The 19,882-nt window shown below is 54.4% G+C and carries 8 protein-coding genes; 3 read left to right on the top strand and 5 right to left on the bottom strand.

Going from position 1 to position 19,882, the window contains the following annotated elements:
- The gene (locus WG891_RS23170) at positions 1 to 3,186 is read right to left on the bottom strand and encodes a non-ribosomal peptide synthetase (RefSeq protein ID WP_337264685.1); all 3,186 of its coding nucleotides are present in this window, start codon (positions 3,184 to 3,186) and stop codon (positions 1 to 3) included.
- A 13-nt stretch (positions 3,187 to 3,199) separates the two neighbouring features.
- Positions 3,200 to 6,286: an amino acid adenylation domain-containing protein gene (locus WG891_RS23165; protein ID WP_337264686.1), complete on the bottom strand. Its 3,087-nt coding sequence runs from the start codon at positions 6,284 to 6,286 to the stop codon at positions 3,200 to 3,202.
- A gap of 253 nt (positions 6,287 to 6,539) precedes the next feature.
- Here WG891_RS23165 and WG891_RS23160 point away from each other — a divergent pair, with 253 nt between their 5' ends.
- Together WG891_RS23160 and WG891_RS23155 are read left to right on the top strand one after the other, a co-directional pair.
- A complete protein-coding gene (locus tag WG891_RS23160) occupies positions 6,540 to 7,202 on the top strand; it encodes a class I SAM-dependent methyltransferase (RefSeq protein ID WP_337264687.1) in 663 nt (220 codons plus the stop codon).
- The gene (locus WG891_RS23155) at positions 7,192 to 8,709 is read left to right on the top strand and encodes an FAD-dependent monooxygenase (RefSeq protein ID WP_337264688.1); all 1,518 of its coding nucleotides are present in this window, start codon (positions 7,192 to 7,194) and stop codon (positions 8,707 to 8,709) included. Before WG891_RS23160 ends, WG891_RS23155 begins: the two co-directional genes overlap by 11 nt.
- A 295-nt stretch (positions 8,710 to 9,004) precedes the next feature.
- Here WG891_RS23155 and WG891_RS23150 read toward each other — a convergent pair whose 3' ends face one another.
- Entirely contained in the window at positions 9,005 to 17,683 is an 8,679-nt protein-coding gene (locus tag WG891_RS23150; protein WP_337264689.1) for an autotransporter outer membrane beta-barrel domain-containing protein, read from the bottom strand.
- Between the two features lie 744 nt (positions 17,684 to 18,427).
- Between WG891_RS23150 and WG891_RS23145 the strand changes: the two genes are divergently transcribed.
- The gene (locus WG891_RS23145) at positions 18,428 to 18,922 is read left to right on the top strand and encodes a hypothetical protein (protein WP_337264690.1); all 495 of its coding nucleotides are present in this window, start codon (positions 18,428 to 18,430) and stop codon (positions 18,920 to 18,922) included.
- On the opposite strand, the gene WG891_RS27135 is transcribed toward WG891_RS23145, so the two are convergent.
- Positions 18,898 to 19,392, bottom strand: a complete 495-nt coding sequence (locus tag WG891_RS27135) for an ESPR domain-containing protein (protein ID WP_443006290.1) — start codon at positions 19,390 to 19,392, stop codon at positions 18,898 to 18,900. The two genes, WG891_RS23145 and WG891_RS27135, sit on opposite strands and share 25 nt — an antisense overlap.
- 149 nt (positions 19,393 to 19,541) lie before the next feature.
- Positions 19,542 to 19,739: a hypothetical protein gene (locus WG891_RS23140; RefSeq protein WP_337264691.1), complete on the bottom strand. Its 198-nt coding sequence runs from the start codon at positions 19,737 to 19,739 to the stop codon at positions 19,542 to 19,544.
- Between the last annotated feature and the right edge of the window lie 143 nt (positions 19,740 to 19,882).

The following is a 19,882-nucleotide window of genomic DNA, read 5'->3' as shown; positions in this document are numbered from 1 at the left end:
TTATCTCTCCTGAACAGGGGATGAACAAGGGGTGTTGTCCTGAAGGCTGATGGCCGTGAACTCCCAATCGCCAAGTGACTGTTCCACCCGCGTGTTCCCTGTAAATTTCATGGAATCCAACGTCGCCGCAACGCGTGCGATCGTCGGTGCAACATAAATATCTGCGATGGGTACGCGCTGACCGAAAGCGGCTTCAATGCTCTCGACCATGCGAGCAACCAAAATGGAATGGCCGCCGAGCTGGAAAAAGTCGTCGGTAACGCCGATGTGTTCGAGATTGAGCAGGTTGCACCAGATGCGCTGCACCTGAGCTTCGGTTTCATTTCGCGGCGCGATGCCTTGGCTGGGCGTATCCAAGCGCACGGCAAGGCTGCCGAGGCGCTTTTTATCGCGTTTGCCGTTCGGCGTGAGAGGGATGCTGTCGATCCGATAATATTCTGTCGGCAACCAGGCGGCCGGCAGCGTTTGGCGCAGCGCCTCCAGCCAAGGGGTAAGATCGAGCCGTTCGCTCTCAATATCTGGAGAAAATTGAATAAACGCCTGTATACCGCCAGCCGCCTGTGGGCCGGAGAGGTGCACTACGGCATCCTGTATGCCGGGGAGCTTGCGCAGCGCCACCTCGATCTCGCCCAATTCGATGCGGTGGCCGCGCAGCTTAATCTGGTCGTCCCGGCGGCCGATATAAACCAGCGAGCCGTTTGGCAACATACGCACTCTATCGCCGGTTAAGTAGGCGCGCTGCCCTGAGCGCATCAGGCTTGGCACAAACCTCTGCGCAGTTTCCCGCGCGTTGCCATAGTAACCTTGACTGACGCCGGGGCCGGAGATCAGCAGCTCACCGACCATGCCTTTAGCTACCCTGTTCAACGCCTGATCGACAACGCTCACCTGGGTGCCCGGAATGGGGTAACCCAACTGTACCGAGGCACCGGGTGACATGCGGTATGCCGTTGACCAGATCGTTGTTTCCGTTGGGCCGTAAAGGTTCCACAAAACCGTACCTGGCTGGCATAGCCGATCGGCCAGATCCTGTGGCAATGCTTCTCCGCCGCAGAGCAGGGTCAGATTTTTACGCGGTTGCCAGCCGGTTGACAATAAAAGCGACCAGCCGCTCGGCGTCGCCTGAACCAAGGTGATGTCAGGATCGGCCAGATAGCCTGCGAGTTTTTCTGCATCGCGCTGGCTTTGCTCAGCGGCTACGTAAACACTGCCGCCGTGTACTAAGGTCAGCAACAGTTCCAGCAGCGAGATATCGAAAGAAAAAGTGGTCAACGCCAGCATCCGATCATGGGGCGTTACCTTGAACAACTGACCAAAAGCACTTAGCGCAGAGCTTAAATTGCCCTGGCTGACCAACACGCCTTTCGGTTTGCCGGTCGAGCCGGAAGTAAACATCATATAGCCAGAGTGCATACTGGCCGCGCTATCCCAGTATTGCTCTGTAGGTTCACTGCCCGCCCATAATGATGTCATTGCCAAGGTATCAGGCTGTATAAGGGCCGCCGCAACGCTGGCGTCAGCAATCAGCACCCCGTCTTTCAGCTCCGCCAGAATGCTGCGCAGGCGCTGTTCCGGCAATGTCGCATCCAGTGGGACATAGATGCCGCCCGCCTGCCAAATGGCTAACAGGGTGACAACCCATGGGATCCCCCGTTTGCCCATCACCGCAACCGGAATCCCCCTCTTCACCCCGTTGGCTCGCAGCCTTGCCGCTGCCAGCGCAACCTGCCGCCGCAGTTGCGCAAAACTGAGTTCGCCGTGATCGTCACATAAGGCAATGGCGTTAGGCTGCTGCTCTGCCAACGCAAACAGGCGGGCGGGTACGCTCAAAAATGGCTCGATGGACATCTCGGCGGCCTGATGGGCGTCCGCTACGCCTAGCTGCACCGAACTCAGCGCGGCCTGGGGTGCCGCGATAAAGGCACGCAACACATTGCTGAGCATATGGCTGATGCTTTCCGCGGTTTCACCCTCGATCCGATCGCTGGCGTATTCCAGGAAGCCACTGACGTTACCGGTGTTGTCCTCGAACAGAAACAGCGATAAATCGAGACGTGCCGCGCCAATATCAATATCACTCAGCGTCAGTTGCAGATCGCCGCTCTCTATCGTGCGTTGAACGTCTTGCTCATAGCCAAACAGCACCTGGAACAACGGGGTCACTCCGGGTTGCCGCGCATGCTCAACGCGGTGCAGCACTTCCAATAGCGGCGTTTCCCCGTGCTCAATCAGGTTGCTCAGCGTTTGCTGAACGCCCTGCAGGTACTGCGTCACGCTTTGGCAATCAACATAGCGGCTGCGAAAAACACCGATGTTGGACACGTAACCAATCATCTGAGCCAACTCTGAGCGCAAACGGTTTGAGGTAGGGACGCCGATAAGAATATCCGCCTGTTCAGCCAGCCGGTGTAACACCACACAATAGGCAGCTAAAAACACGGACGCGGTAGAAATACCCTGGTGTGCAAACGTCTGCCGCAGCGCTTGCCACTCATCCTTTATAAAGGACAACGGGATTCTGGCACCGGCAAAAGTCTGCTGCTCAGCGCGTGAAGGCAGCGACGTAATATCCAGCACCGTTGGCGCATCGGCCAACTGTGCTTGCCAATAGTCCATACCCAAATGCGCATGTTGTTTTGACCACGCGGCATAATCGACAAATTGCAACCGCTGCTCATCGTCTACTATCGGCGAATCCTGTGGCGTTTGATAAGCGGTAACGATTTGCTTGAGCAATAACTGCAATGAAATACCATCACAGACAATATGATGGGTACATATAATTAATTCATGGTTCTCCTCGCCCGTTCTAATTAATAACAAGCGATAGATGGGAGCGGTTGTTAATGACCAGCCACGCCGCACCTCCATATTGATCAGCCGTTGCAAGGCGTGGCTATCATTGATGCAATCTACCTTATGAATAGGCAGCGTGGCCGACGGAGAAATAACCTGATTTAATTCACCATTAATGTAGCGGAATGACGTGCGCAATATTTCTTGCGCTGCCACGACTCGGTTAACCGCGCGCTGTAGCTGAAGAGTATCGAGTTTTCCTTTAATAGAGACTCTTACCGCCATGGTATAGGCTAATTGTGAATTCGGGTTCAGTTCATTAAGAAACCAAAGCTGCTCCTGACCTTGTGACGCGGGGAATGCGGCCACAGGGTATGAATTAACGCTCATCCGTCACTCCTGATTAATGATGGAAACTGTTTCGATTAACTCGTGGTATCGGTGTTGGCGCGGCCGTTGTCAGTGAGGAATTCAGCAGCGTAATAATAAGCGCAGCCTGCTGCTCGACTGTAGGTCTGGTCCATAGATCATGCAGTAAAATATGAATATTAAATTCTTTCCTTAATAATCCGGTTAATTGCGTCAGCGACAGTGAATGCCCGCCAATTTCCAGAAAGTGATCGTAAAGCCGTATTTCGCCGCCAAGAACTTGCTGCCAGCAATCAGCAACCCGTTGCTCAATATCCGTCATGGCGCGCGCATTATTATTTACCGGCCCAGAGTATGTGCTCTGTTTTATTAATGCGTGTCGATCAACCTTGCCATGTTTATTTCTTGGCAGCGTTGGCAGAAAAAGTAATTTTTCCGGCAGCGCATAGGGGGGTAACAGGCTAAGCAAACCTTGCTTGATAATATGACGTGAGGTGTTCTCATCTGCGGTTGGCTCCGTCAGCACGATAAAAGCCACGATACTGCGTCGTTGATCGTTGCCAACCACCATCACGACAGACTCGCGGATCTCATCCATACCGCTCAGCGCCGCCTGAACGGCCCCAAGTTCAACCCGAAAACCACGAATTTTGATCTGATCGTCCTGCCTTCCAAGGTAGTCGAGCTCGCCATTTGGCAGCCAGCGAACGCGATCTCCGGTTCGGTAACAGCGTAAACCATCAGGAGCCGGTAAAAATGCGGCGGCAGTGCGTTGCGGATCGCCGACATAACCTTGCGCGACGCCATGACCATAGATGATTAACTCCCCCGGCACAGCGACCCCAACGGGCTGCATGTCTTCATCCACTACATCAACCCAGGAACCATACAGTGGAGAGCCGATGGTGATCTCTGGCTGTTGAGGCGTGATAACCGCGCCGGTTGAATAGGTGGTGGTTTCTGTCGGGCCATAAAGATTGACGATGCGCGTGGCGGGCAACTTTTGCTGAAGGCGCAGATAAAGATAGCGGGACAAAGGTTCCCCCGCAAGATTCAGAACACGCAAAGAACTGCCGAAAGCATCATGCTGCAACAACGCTTCTGCCGCCGAAGGCACCGTGTTCAGCAACGTCGCATGATCCATCATTCTCATTGAGTCGATCAGCGACAGCACCGAGGAGACCAGCCTGACGCAGCCGCCAACGGTGAGCGGAGCAAATAACTCAAAAATGGAAAGATCGAAGGTCAGCGGCGTAACCGCCAAGGTTTGCGCCAACTCTTGCGCACCAAAGTCCCGAGCCGCCCAACGCAGCAGGTTGGCCGCGTTGGCATGAGCGATCGCCACGCCTTTCGGTTCCCCCGTCGAACCGCTGGTAAACAGGGTGTAGGCCGTTGCCTGAAGCGTGGACAGATCTTCTAAGGGGGCCTCTGCGCCCGCCAGCAGGCTTTCGACCGGCCAGCACGACGCGATCTCTCCATATTGCGCCATGCCGCTATCGTCTGTGACGATCGCCCGGCAGCGGGCCTTGCCCAGAATGGTACGGTTGAGTTCAACCGGGTTACTCTCACTGAGTGGCACATAGCTGCCACCGCAGGCCATCACCGCCAGTAACGTGGGTATCAGAGAAATATCGCGTGGCAGCAGTATCGCTACGGCTTGCCCGGGCTGGAGCCCCCTGTGGCGTAACGCGGCCGCAATGATAGCCGTCCGGCTCGCCAACTCAGCATAACTGAGCACCGCCTGAGGCGTGATCACGGCAGGCCTCTCTGGGAAAACGGCAGCCTGTTGGAGAAAACTCGCAATCAACGTTTCTGCTGCAGGCGTTGCGCTGGAAGTGGGCTGAGCGTTCTGTTTTGGTAATAAAGCCACCGGCAGGGTGGCAAGCATGGCATACGGCTGTTGCACCATCGCTTCAATCATCTGGGCAAACTGCTCGGCCATTGCCTGTGCCAGCCAACCCGGGTGTTGTGCAGGATCAACCTCGACCCGCCCATGCAGCCTGCCGTCATGCTGGGTTAACAGCAATGCGCTGGCAAATGGGCCAATGCTGGGTGGAGCCTCCACGGCCGTTAACGCCATTTCCCCCACCTGCACCGTCCCGATCCCCAATAAGGCTGCGGCCAACCCTCGAGGCATGCCAGGCATGTCTTGCTGGAAGATCACCGCGGAAGAAGGAGGCGCGGGCTGATATCCCTCCTCCGCCATCTGCTGTGCCAATTCAGGATAACCGGCACCGAGCGTAGCCTGTGACACACTGTCCAGACGAGCGGCGGTTTGCCTGATAAAGGTGCTTACATCGCACTCGCCGACCTCAAAAGGCACCGACAGCGTATTGGCAAAATACCCCACCTGTTCTCTGTTGCTGCGATTGCGACCGTGGAAGGTCACCGCCAGCGCAGGCCGTTGGCTTTGGCCTAGCCTGGCGAGGGTCAGTGCCTGGGCTGCAAGAAAGATGACGTAGGGTGTGACTGCACATGCCGCCGCTAATTGATGCAGTGCAGCGGTACGGTCTCGCTCGATCACAAAACAAGACAGTACTTTGCTACGCGCGGTGTGCGAAGAGCGTCGGGAAGCCATCGGCAGAGAAAGCGGCACTTCCCGTGCCAATAAATGCCGCCAGAATTGGCGATCGATCCGCACAGGGCTTGCTGACGCTGGTGGCCAATCGCCATCAGGCACTTCGCAGCCAGCGCCAAAATCACGGATCAGCAGGCCAACGGACCAGAGATCTGCAATGGCATGATGGATCCTAAAGACCAGGTACCGTTCTCCGCCCTCTTTTTCAATGATATCAGCATGAAACAGGCGTTCAGACTCGGCCCCGATCGGTTCACGGGTCGCAGATAGTAACGTAGTGCTGCCTGTGGCGCTTAAGCGTTGAACCCGGCAATAGCCCTGAACCTCTGGTGGCGCTTGTTTAATCCAATAGTGGCCATCGCGAAGAGCAAAACGTTGTCGGAGAGCCGCATGCCGTTGAACAACCCGTTCAATGCGCTCAACCAGTTGCGGAGTCGACATGGAGGTGTCGACGCGAAAAACCACTTCCAGTAACAAGCCAGGCAATCCTGGATCAATAGACTGCTGTACACAGAGAACGCTTTGTCGGAGTGATGACTTCACCTTACGCCGCCCTTAAGGATCTATTAAATATCCTTATCAAATAAATATCGAAATTATAATTAGCACTCTAAATAATTAACTTATATTTATTTAAATTTCATATTAATCCATATTGATTATAATTTTTTAGTTTAAAAACAGTGAATTAAACGGTGAAACAAATCATAACTTGTAGTTATAATTTGACATTTATCGATAAATGTCAACAATGATTGTTCATATTTGATAACATTTGCGACACGGAATATAAAACATGCCTAACAATCAGGACGTAGAGAAAGGAAGGCGCAGCCCGGGTTTTGTCCAGACATTCAGCCGCATCGCCCCGGTTTACGAAGAGAAATACGCAGAGAAATTGCACCAGGCGCATGATGAATGTTTGCGTACCTTAAGCCAGTCGCTGGATGTTTCAGCGCCTGATTGTGTGCTGGATATCGGTTGCGGAACGGGGGCGTTATTAGCGCAATTGCACACACAATGGCCTACGGCAAACTATGTCGGCATCGATCCGGCGCAGGGCATGATCAGCGAGGGGAAGAAACGGCGTCCTTTTGCGTCATTCATTCAGGGCAGCGCGGAATCCGTGCCTCTCCCCAGCGCAAGCGTGGATTGGGTGGTTTGTTCGATGTCATTCGGCCACTGGGGCGATAAATCCGCAGGCCTGCGTGAAGTGCGGCGCTTGCTGAAGCCCCAGGGGCTGTTTTGCCTAGTGGAAAACGCCCCGGCAGGTTGGGGGGTAACTACGCTGATTAACTGGCTATTGGGATCGCTGGCAGATTACCGCCCGGAAGGTGAAATCATTCGTCTGGCTCACCACGCCGGGCTGAAGAAAATAACCTCACAAACGACCGAGCAGCGCATCATTGTGGCAACTTTCCGCCCGGATCACGGAGCACCGATTCAGCATGGACACTAATCCCCAATCTGTACAACGGGTTCTGGTTGTGGGGGCGGGCCCTGTTGGGCTAGCCGTAGCAGCCGCGCTGGCCGCTCAAGGGATCGCCGTTGACCTTATCGATAAAAGACCGCTTGCCTCGCCTTATTCCCGCGCCTTTGGCCTGGAACCCGTCACGCTGGAATTGCTCAATGCCTGGGGCGTTGCCGACGAAATGATCCGTCGTGGGATCGTGTGGACAAGTGCACCGCTTGGCGATCGGGCTGGCAGGACGCTCTCATTCTCCCGCTTGCCCTGTGAATATCCCTACATGGTTATTATCCCGCAGTCGCAAACAGAGTCGGTATTAACCGAATGGGCTCTGCGTGTCGGGGTAAATCTGCAGCGCGGTTATAAAGTCACCGCACTGGCCGCCCACCAGGATAGCGTTGAGGTAACCTTGGAACATGGCACCCCCGCTCGGCAACATCAGGTGAAATATGACTGGGTTCTCGGTGCCGACGGGGTTAACAGCACGGTACGGCAGTTACTTGATATTCCCTTTCCGGGCCAGGATTACCCACATTCGTTGGTGGTTGCGGACGTGCTGCTGCAGCAGCCACCGTCCCCTGCCGTACACGCACGTTCTGTCTCCAGGGGGCTGGTCGCCCTATTCCCGTTACCCGACGGCAGCTATCGGGTCAGCATTGAAGATAATGCACGCATGGATATCCCGGTTGAACAGCCGGTCACCCATGAGGAGATTGCCGGCGGGATGCAGGCGATTCTGGGGCATGATTTTGGCCTCAGCCAGGTATTATGGAGCGCACGTTATCGCAGCAAGCAGCGCCTGGCGGCCCATTACCGCCAAGGGCGGGTATTTTTGCTGGGAGACGCGGCCCACACCCATGTGCCCGCAGGAGGACAGGGGTTGCAGATGGGGATTGGCGATGCGGCTAATCTCTCCTGGAAGCTGGCGGGCACCATCCAGGGAACCCTGCCGGTAGATATTTTAGACAGTTACGAAAGTGAACGAAAACCCCTCGCCGCCGCGGCATTGCGCAATACCGACCTGCTGTTTCGTTTTAATACCGCATCTGGCCCGGCTGGCCGTTTACTCCATTGGCTCGGGTTGCAGACCACGCGCATCCCGTACGTCGCTCAAAAGGTCGTTAATGCCTTGGCGGGTGAAGGCGTGCAATATCGCAGCCTGCGGCGTAAAGGCGATCATCGGCTGGTGGGGCGTCGCTTACCTTTGCTGTTTTTGCAGCCGGATCGGCAGCAGGCACAGCGGCAGAGTCTAACGCAGTTGCTGCGGAAGAGGGAGTTTGTTTTGGTTCATCATCAGGCACCGGCGCTGGCAACAAAATTACGGCAGCATTTTCCCAACCTGCATACGGCAAGCGTCAGCCATGACTCGCCTAACAATCGGTTGTCTGTTGGCCAGGCGGCCCTGGTCAGGCCCGATGGCGTAGTGATATGGATAGGTAACCAAATAACGGCTGCGCAAGAAAAGCTTGCTCCGTGGCTGAAGGGAACGCCCAGGTAATACTGCGTGCCGCCAGAGAAAAGAAGGCAGCGTGCGGGGAATGTTTCTGCCAGGGTATTTTTTACTTTCCGGTGTTGCGCCAACCTGGGGCGATGCCGCTGGCGAGCAGAGCGTGGGCCTGCAAGCTGTCGAACCTCAGCAACGAATCCATCCGCTGGAAACGTTGCTGCTACTGGCACGCCTACGCCTTTTTGATCGCAGAAACAATAATCCCACTCCAGAATCGGAGATTCTACGATGTCATCAATATATGAAACGCTCGCCTTGCAACTCGTTTCACTTGGATAACAACCGGTTAAAACGAATATTTCACCCCCAGCATCACCGCCTTATTGTCATACCCCTGCTGACCAATCTGGTCTGTCAGGTTCCCCCAAACGGTTAAATTTTTAGTTAACTTACCTTCAGCACCAACCTGTACTTCAACCAAATGGCGGTTACCCGTCTGTTGTAACGTGGTTCCATTCAGGGTGACCCCCGACATATGGCTATTGGCGATGTAATTAAGAGCAGCATAGGTGGTGAAGAGGTTGCTACCGGTTTTATCACCCGTTATCTGTGTATCATTGGAGAATTTCACCCCGACACGGGATTGTAGATTGTAACTGCGACTTTGTTGTACCCGAGTACCGTTGGCCTCGGTAAAATCACTCATTTTCACACCGTTGAGGGTCAACTGAGCCTGTGGTGTGATATAGCCCGTGTTATCAGCGAGTTGATAAACCTGCACCGGATATCCCCCCTCCACAGAGGCGCTAATACCATGCAACCGTTGATCCTCTCCCTCCTCTGCCTGCCCCTTGATGGAACTGTTGAACCAGGAGTATTGCAGCCAATCATGTAGGTAAGGGCTATTACGCTTATTCGCATACTGATACCAAGTGCTATATACCCCAAGAGAATAACCATTTAAACGGTTGTCAGAACGATACTGGCTTTCCCGCGAGTCTGAGCTGCCATTGCTCTGGCCGTATCCCGCCATAACCCCTACTGAAAAATCATCTTCTCCCGTCAGTTGGCCTTTAAACACCTCCCCTCCCAGTTGCACAACATAGTTATTACTGCTGTTGGAAAGCTGGCCGGAGGCATCGTTGAACTTAGTGCGCGATCCCAACTGACGTAGCCATAGGCTGCTTTCACCGCCATTAAGAGAGGGTTTTATGTCATCCAGGCGAGTATTGAACAAATTATTGGCGGCAGAAATGTTGGCCAGATAACTGCCCGCTTCTGGACGATAGGTATCCTTGGCCGGATCTTCATAGTTAGAGCGCAAATACCAGCTACCATCGCTAGGATCGGCTGGAGTTCCTTTGTAAAGGAAGTAATCCAGCGCCCCCGCCACTGCACGGCCATTTAATGTAAAATTACCCGCAGAAGCGCCACCCACGTGGATGATTTCAATACCTTTGATATTTTCCGCCCCTTGACCGTCAATATTATTCACCGTCACCAGACTATTGCCGGAGGTACTACCGGTGATCACCAGTCTATCCGTGTTAGAGGCATCATCCCCTAACACGCTATCAAATGTGATATTGCCGTTATTGCCAACATAGTTGCCATTAATAGTGAAATCCGCATAATCTGCCGCCGTTGCATTACGCCCGACACTGATATTGCCCGCATTGGTCACATTTCCCATCACCTGACCGTCACCGGCCAAGGTAGCGTTCGCCTCAACCGATACGTCGCTGTGCAAGACAGCCTGAGATATCCCACTGGCAGCAAAGGTACTGACCTGCAGATTAGTGGGTATGACAGGAATAGTGCTCAGCAATAACCGGCCAGCTCTGACGATTGTGCTGTTGGCACTCACCAGATTATTGGCTATTTGCAGCGTGCCGCTGCCTGCCTTAATCACCGAACCATGGCCGCTGACTGGGGTGTCAAACTGCCAGAGCGTATCGGTATCCAGAACTAAACGCCCCTCATTGACCACGGTGGCGGAACCCAAATTTTCGGTGGTTCCAGCCTGTAGTGTTGTCCCCATTTGCGTGAAGAAAGTACCGGTATACAGGCTGCTATTCCCCGTCAGCCGAACGTCGGCTGCATCAGTCAGGTCAGTTTTCCCCGCCCCTTGTAGCCCATTGGCAAGATCCCCCACCGCATTTGCCATCGTCAGGTTGCCATCCACAATAATCGTGCCCTGTCCCAAGGCTGCAGTTTGAGCCAGTTCCGCATTGGCTGCAGAGTGGATATGTGTCGTGCCAAGGTAGTCTGGGCTATTACTGGTCAGCTTGAGGGTGCCCGCATCCAGTATCAAGTCACCCGCACCGCTCATCACGCCATTAGCTTGCCCGCCATTTTTCACCGTCAGGCTGCCATTGTTGAGTTTCAAGGTGCTATTACTGCCTGTATTTAATGCCCCCACCGTTTGGGAATGTGCATTTAAATCCACGCTGGCACCGGTGTTAATGGCAAGATTTGCCGTGTCACCCAAGGCTGAATCCACAACCAGTTTCAGGATACCGGAGCGAACCAGCGTATCCCCGGTGTAATCATTGTGGCCATTAGATAAGGTAATGATGGTGCCATCATTGAGAGTGTCAATCGCCAAGTCGCCACTGCCGGTGACTTTGGCATTGAGGTTATTATGCAGCGTACCGTTATTGGCCAGCGTGCCCTGCAATATCAGCGCTTCAGTGCCGCTGGTCAGCAACTCAAGCTGTTTCAAACCGTAGTTAACATATAAGCCATCCTGATCAACCCCAGTACTGAGCCCATACTTAAAGGTTCCCATTGCCGCCACGGTAGTGTCATTCGGATTGGTGATACCTTGCTGATATGTGGTCACAATTGGAATATCGTTACCATCGGTCAGCGTAAGCTCATCACCGCTTCCCATGGCTGCACCCTGTGCCAATCCGACAACAATTACCCCAGTGTCAAGATCCAGGGTATTCAAGCCCTTGATACTGGGCGATAGATTTTGCGGCAGATTTACACTCACCTTACCGCCAGAGCGGGTATCGATGGTTTGCGCTGCTATCTTGCCCTCGCTGGTGACCAGACCATTATTTTCAGTGAGATTGGCATAGGTTAATAATCCCCCCGTCATCACCAAGCCACCTATGGCCTGGACCCCATCACCGACCGTGGTGTTACTCCCCCCCTCCAGGCCCAATGTCGCCCGTGTTAACGCGCTGGTATTGAGGCCAGAAAGATCAAACAGGGTATTTTGCAGTTTCACATTGCCAGCAAAAGCACTGCCCACCGCAGCCCCAAAGTGAAATGCTGTGTTGTTGGTATCGACATTCACATCACCTAAACCAATCAGCGCATGACTGAAAGTGAAAGGAGCACTGGTGTTGATGTTCAGATCGCTGCCATCATCCACCACATTCAGAGTGACGGCACTGTTTAGGAGTGTATTGTTGTTAATAGCCAAACTGGAGCCGTTGGCGATGTTCACCATGCCACTGAAATTCTGTGCATTACTGTTATTGGTCAGATCGATGTGGCTCTCCTCCAGGCTCCAATCCCCCACCCCGCTTAACACATTCTTCAGTGAACTTAATGCCCCGTTGGCATAATTACTAAGCAGCAAGCTGCTGCCTCTGGCAATCGCCACCGATCCATTGCCCAGATTCAGATCCTGCATTACCGTCAGGATACTGCTGCCCACCAGATCATATTGGCCAAAGAAGTTACTGTTATCCCCGATCAGCGACATCTCTGCGCCATGACTGACGCTCACCGTTGAGCCCGTCACCCCGGTTAACGCGTTAGCTACCACCCCGTGAACCCCATTGAATGCCAGTTCTGAGCTACTCGTGGTCAAATTCACCATAGCAGCTTGCGCCCCCAGATTATTGGCAGCAGTAACGGTTAACCGGCTGTCCGCCGCAATCACATGGGAGCCGGTAAAGGTGTTAACCCCACTTAACTGCACATCTGCCAAGGTGTTGATAGTGCCCGTACCGCTCAACGCGTTGGCAAAACTGCCATCCCGGGCAAGATTCAGGCTCCCTTCTACATTCACTTCACTGCTGCCCAGCGTCCCGGCACCGTTCAGCGCCAGTACCGCGCCGTTATCAATCTCAGTATTGCCAGCCAAATCACCGTTGGCACCGCTAACGGTGAAGGTCCCCCCCTGAAGATGCAGCAACCCGTTACCGATCAACCCCCCTGTGCTGGTGGATGTCCCACCAGAGGTAAGTGACAACGTCCCCGTTCCCAGATCCATGGTGCCCGTATTAGTTAACACACCGCTCGTCAGTATGCTGCCGCCTAACAGTATCGCGCCGTTATTGGCCAAGCTTTGCACACTCTGGTTGTAGCCGTTGAGATTGAAGGTACTGCCACCGTTAACCGCCAGCAAAGACGTGTTGCCTAAGGCACCATTGCCCCCTAGCAGGACGTTACCTCCCCTAATCGTGGTCGTACCGGTGTAGCTGTTGTTACTGTTGGAGAGGGTTAACGCAGCCAAGGTACCATCCAGCACCAGGCCACCACTGCCGAAAATGTTGACAGATAAGTGGGTGTTAGAACCCGCGACTCCGTCGGTGGCTATCACCAGCGCATCCGGGCCATCTTCAATCAGTTGCAGGGCCGTGAGGGCATAATTCATGTACAAACCCGCGCCATTGCGCCCAATATTGCTCAGGCCATAATCGTAAATGCCATCAGCAACATGTACGCCGCCTTGGTCGATCTGGTAGGCGGTATCCTGCCCAACCGCATTACCATTAATCTGCAAAGTTAAATGACTGGCTCCCGAGGCCGTATTGGCGCTTACCAGTTGAATACCATTGATGGCAGAGATCTGATTCAGTAATGAACCATTAGGAGGCGTATTATCAATGGTGACATTCCCCAAGACATTCACAATGCCACTACTGGCCGTAAAATTATCCGTGGTAATCATACCGTCCGACTGCTGACCAGGGATCGCGGCATAAAATTTCAACGTACCGCCATTCACAGCAACATTACCCACCGCTTCGCTGCTGCTTACCCCGCTGCTCCCCACGGTGGTGAGACTTCCCGCATTGAGCGCCAGCGTTGCTTGCGTTAACGCCGCGGTGTTGGTGCCGGACAAATCAAACAGGGTGTTTTGCAGATTCACGTTACCAGCAAAGTTGTTGCCTACCGCGGCGCCAAAGTTAAATGCCGCATTATTGGTGCTGACGTTCACGTCCCCGCTCCCCAGCAGCGTATTGTTGAAGGTCAATGCCCCGCTGCTGGTCAGGTTCAGCGCACTGCTGCCATCCGCCACGTTCATCACCGTGGCATTGTTGAGCACCGTGCTGCTGTCGAGGGTCAGGCGGGTGCCGTTGGTAAGATTCACCGTGCCGCTGAAGCCCTGGGCATGATTGCTGTTGCTCAGGTCAAGATGGCTGGCGCTCAGCGTCCAGTCTCCACTCCCGCTCAGACTGTTGTTCAGCGTACTCAACAGGCCACCGGCGTAGGTGGCAAACAGCAGCGTGCTGCCATCGGCGATATCTACCGAGCCCTGGCCCAGGTGCTGTGCCTGTGACACCGTCAGGGTACTGTCCCCCGCCAGCGCATACTGCCCCAGGAAGTTGCTGTTATCCCCGGTCAGCGACACCGCAGCCCCCTGATTGACGCTCACCGTTGAGCCGCTCACCCCGCTGAGCGCATTGGCCACCGCGCCGTTTACCCCATCGAACTCCAGCGTCGAGGTATCGGCAGCTAAAGCCACCGTCGCCGCCGCGGCCCCCAGATTATTGGCGGCGGTGACGCTCAACCGGCTGCCCGCCGCAATCACCTGGGCGCCGGTGAAGGTGTTGGCCCCACTTAACCGCACATCCCCCTGGGTATTGACAGTGCCGGTTCCACTCAGCAGATTGGCAAAACTGCCATCCCGGGCAAACGTCAGGCTGCCCGCCACGTTCACGTCACTGCTGCCCAGCGTCCCGGCACCGTTCAGCACCAGCGAGGCACCGCTGTCTATCCGGGTGTCCGCCGTCAGGCCACTGTTTGCGGCACTCACCGTAAAAGTGCCCCCCTGAACCTCCAACAGCCCCGCCCCCGTCAGGCCACCGGTAACGCTGGAACTCCCGCCAGCGGTCAGCGCCAGCGTCCCGGTCCCCAGGTCCATCACGCCGGCATTGGTGAACGCGCCGCTGGTCAGTTGGCCGCTGCCCAACAGCACCGTGCCGTTGTTGCTTATACTCTGCACACTCTGCATGTAATTGTTGAGATTAAAAGTACTGCCGCCGTTAACCGCCAGCAAAGACGTGTTGCCCAGGGTGCCATTGCCCCCGGCCAGTACCGTTCCCTGAATGGTGGTACTGCCGCTGTAACTGTTGGCGGTGTTGGATAGGGTGAGCGGGGCCAGGGTGCCGTCCAGCACCAGCCCCCCGCTGCCGAAAATATTGACCGATAAGTGGGTGTTAGAACCCGCGACTCCGTCGGTGGCTATCACCAACGCATCCGGGCCATCTTCAATCAGTTGCAGGGCCGTGAGGGCATAATTCATGTACAAGCCCGCGCCGTTATCCCCCGTATTGCTCAGGCCATAATCGTAAATGCCATCAGCAACATGTACGCCCCCCTGATCGATCTGCTTGACAGTATCTTGCCCGACTGCGATACCGTTGATTTGCAGCGTGAGGGTATTCGCCCCTGAGGCGTTCTGGGCACTGACCAGTTGAATGCCGTTAGCGGCAGAGATCTGATTCAGTAATGAACCACCAGGAGGGGTGTTATCAATAGAGACGTTGCCCAACACATTGACCACACCGCTGTTAGCGATAAAGTTGCTGGTCGCAATCACTCCATCCGCCAGTTGACCAGGGATCGCGGCATAAAATTTCAACGTACCGCCATTCACAGCAACATTACCCACCGCTTCGCTGCTGCTTACCCCGCTGCTCCCCACGGTGGTGAGACTTCCCGCATTGAGCGCCAGCGTTGCTTGCGTTAACGCCACGGTGTTGGTGCCAGACAAATCAAACAGGGTGTTTTGCAGATTCACGTTACCGGCGAAGTTGTTGCCTACCGCGGCGCCAAAGTTAAACGCCGCATTATTGGTATTGACGTTCACGTCCCCGCTCCCCAGCAGCGTATTGTTGAAAGTCAATGCCCCGCTGCTGGTCAGGTTCAGCGCACTGCTGCCATCCGCCACGTTCATCACCGTGGCATTGTTGAGCACCGTGCCGCTGTCGAGGGTCAGGCGGGTGCCGTTGGTAAGATTCACCGTACCGCTGAAGCCCTGGGCATGATTGCTGTTGCTCAGGTCAAGATGGCTGGCGCTCAGCGTCCAGTCTCCACTCCCGCTCAGACTGTTGTTCAGCGTACTCAACAGGCCACCGGCGTAGGTGGCAAACAGCAGCGTGCTGCCATCGGCGATATCTACCGAGCCCTGGCCCAGGTGCTGTGCCTGTGACACCGTCAGGGTGCTGCCCCCCGCCAGCGCATACTGCCCCTGGAAGGTGCTGTTATCCCCGGTCAGCGACATCACGGCCCCCTGATTGACGCTCACCGTTGAGCCGCTCACCCCGCTGAGCGCATTGGCCACCGCGCCGTTTACCCCATCGAACTCCAGCGTCGAGGTATCGGCAGCTAAAGCCACCGTCGCTGCCGCGGCCCCCAGATTATTGGCGGCGGTGACGCTCAACCGGCTGCCCGCCGCAATCACCTGGGCACCGGTGAAGGTGTTGGCCCCACTTAACCGCACATCCCCCTGGGTATTGACAGTGCCGGTACCACTCAGCAGATTGGCAAAACTGCCATCCCGGGCAAACGTCAGGCTGCCCGCCACGTTCACGTCACTGCTGCCCAGCGTCCCGGCACCGTTCAGCACCAGCGAGGCACCGCTGTCTATCCGGGTGTCCGCCGTCAGGCCACTGTTTGCGGCACTGACGGTCAAGGTGCCCCCCTGAACATTCAACACCCCACCGCCCGTCAAACCCCCGGTAACGTTGGAGCTCCCGCCAGCGGTCAGCGCCAGCGTCCCGGTCCCCAGGTCCATCACGCCAGCATTGGTGAACGCGCCGCTGGTCAGCAGACCGCTGCCCAACAGCACCGTGCCGTTGTTGCTTACACCCTGCACACTCTGGGTGTAATTGTTGAGATTAAAAGTACTGCCGCCGTTAACCGCCAGCAAAGAGGTGTTGCCCAGGGTGCCATTACCCCCGGCCAGTACCGTTCCCTGAATAGTGGTACTGCCGCTGTAACTGTTGGCGGTGTTGGATAGGGTGAGCGGGGCCAGGGTGCCGTCCAGCACCAGGCCACCACTGCCGAAAATGTTGACAGATAAATGGGTGTTAGAACCCGCGACTCCGTCGGTGGCTATCACCAGTGCATCCGGGCCATCTTGCAGTAGCTCCAGGGCACCAAGGTCATAACTCATATAGAGCCCTTGACCATTACTCCCGATATTAGATAAACCAAAATCATAAATACCGTTGGCGACATGTACATTATTTTGCCTAATGCCATAACGCCCACCTTGGCCCACTGCCGCACCATTGACCTGCATAGTTAACCCATTGACACTGCCGGCACTCGTGGAGCTGACAAGCTGTGTCCACTGGGTATTAACGATTTGATTGAGTAACGAGTTATTCCCACTAAGCGTATCTACATTGGTCGCACCATCACCAATAATATTAATTACACCGCTACTCGCGGTCAGGGCTGACGTTGAGATGATGCTATCCGCACGATCGCTGAATAGATTGCTGTAAAACGCTAATGTACCGCCGGTTATACCCAGGTTACCGATATTTTGCGTACTCGAGGTACCTGCAGCCCCAACGGTGGTACTACTGCCACTATCAAGGATGAGCGTGGAGCGGGTTAACGCAGCAGTATTATTATTCGCCAAGGCGAACTGGCTATTTTGCAGATTCACCGTACCGGTAAACGCGCTGCCAGCACCGGCACCAAAACCAAAGGTAGCATTACCACCATTGACATTGATTTGCCCTGCGCCAGTAATAGTATTATTGAGAGTATAGTTAGCCGTCGTGTTAATCAGTAACCGACTATTAGCATTCTCCATATTGAGGTTGGCATTAGCATTTAATCCCGTTGCATTATTAATAGTTAAACTTGAAGTGTTGGTGAGATTAATAGCACCCGTAAAATTGCTAGCCGAGTTAAGACTGGCCAAATTGATATTGCTGTTATTTAATGTCCAGGTCCCTGCACCACTGAGTGTATTAGTGTTAAATGTAACAAGAGTTCCACTCGCATAGTTGTTAAAGAATAAAGTACTCCCATTGCCAACACTGATTGCACCGCGTCCTAGTCCACCATTAACAGCCGTCTGTAATGTACCTGCAGTGATAGTCCATGGCATAGTCGTGGTGCTGCTTCCTATCAACGTCCAGGCACTATTACCGGTCTTTTGTAACGCACTAAAACTATTGTATTGACCGCCTATATTCGACATATTGAAGGATGCATTGGTGTCTCCCCCTAATATCAACGTATTGGTTCCGCTCCCGCCGATGTTTCCGGTAATAGAATAGCCAGTCTGTAACTCTAGGCTATTGGTACCACTGGTAAATGAGATAGCATTATTGCGCACCGAGTCGGCACTGTTGCCGCCAATAATAGTGCCAGAGTTGATGATCCTTATGTTACTGCCGGTGATACCAATACCGCCTAATGCCGCTGCACCTGGAGTACCTGTAGCCCCCGTACCACTTGCTCCTCCATTACCGCCCTGAATAACTCCACTGTTAGTTAACGTAAAGGATGATCCCGTAACGCCAGAACCGCCTACACCGCCAGAGCGGCTGTGCGTAGCCGTCGCACTGGTTCCCCCAACACCTCCGGCACCACCGGTAATAGAACGGCTATTAATAACCGAGATGCCGTTACTCACCAGACCACTGCCAGCACCACCGCCAAAACCAGAGCCGCCGACACCAAAGCCCCCTCCTCCATTACCCCCATCACCACCGAAAATATTGTTATTTATAGTGGTAGTACCGGTCCCGTTGAGTACAACACCGGCGCCACCGCCACCACCACTTCCTCCGTCCGCATTGCCCGATATAGCGCTACCACCATTGCCACCCCGCCCTCCCCGCATGATGGCAGTAACCGCGTTCAATGTACTACCTACAAATCCGGCACCGCCGCCGCCGCCGCCAGCACCGAACCCTCCGGAACAAGAAGGGACACAAGCCGCATTCCCCCCGGCACCGCCCGCCCCCCCAACAGGGTTACCGGCACTGCCCACGCTCCCCCCTGTCCCGGCGGCTCCTACGGGATCGGTATCTGCACCTGATCCTGGAGAACCTGCCCCTCCGGTACCGTTAGCCAAACCGGGAGAACCTGCCGTAGAACGGGAACTGGGTTGCCCTCCTGCACCGCTAGCGCCGCCGCCACCGCCTGCACCACCATAAGCCCCATTCCCCCTAGGACGGAAGCGTTCGCACCCCCTGTTCCGTTAGCTGAAACCCCCTGAGAGAGCATGAGAAGACATATGGCGCTGAGCAGTGGCCAATGTGTTATTTTTCTGGCACAAGATTGAGGGCCATCTGTCACTTGCCCCAAAAAGTAGCAAGAAACCCCTTGGCCACCGATGGAGTGATAACAGTTTGGCGAACCGATTTTTTGACGTTCGGAATCATAATGTCCATCACTTTCAACCACAGTGCTGCTTTGGTGTGACTTACCAGCACCGCGTGCCAATTCAGAAGCCACTTGCACAAGCCCTAATGCACAGTTAAAAACAATACGGTATATACGATTCATTAAAATCATCCTCTATACGCCGGCGTTGTTTTAGATCAGATGACAATACGTTTAGTTTACAAATTATTAAGGAATGTCACTGATTGCATGAATTTTTAGAAACGCCAAGAATACGATTATCAAATAAGAATTATTTAGTGAGAGCCTTGCTAAAAAAATATCCCTACTAAATGTAGTGTAGTAAAAAACGGAGGGGCTACAGGAAGGTTGACGTGATAATCATAAGCTTTTTTTACCGCATCTGCAGTGAGCAGAGCATGCCGCTGCGCCTGCACCCGAGGCGTGCCTGATAAGTCTCCTGCAACAATCATTTTACCCATTAGCAAGTTGCCCCAACGGATATTCATTGCCAGCATGTTGCCGATATAGGTACTGGCTCCGTAACCGAACGGCGAACTCGCGTTGTGTGATTAAAATAATGTAATAAGCTAGCAGACATTAACTGAAGCTGTTTTCGGCGTAGGGTAATAGCTCGCTGATCCGGCTGTTC

The organism is Serratia sp. MMO-28 (assembly GCF_037199905.1).
Classification (GTDB): domain Bacteria; phylum Pseudomonadota; class Gammaproteobacteria; order Enterobacterales; family Enterobacteriaceae; genus Chania; species Chania oryzae.
The sequence above is the reverse complement of the archived record's forward strand: the minus strand, read 5'-3'. Positions and strand labels throughout refer to the sequence as shown.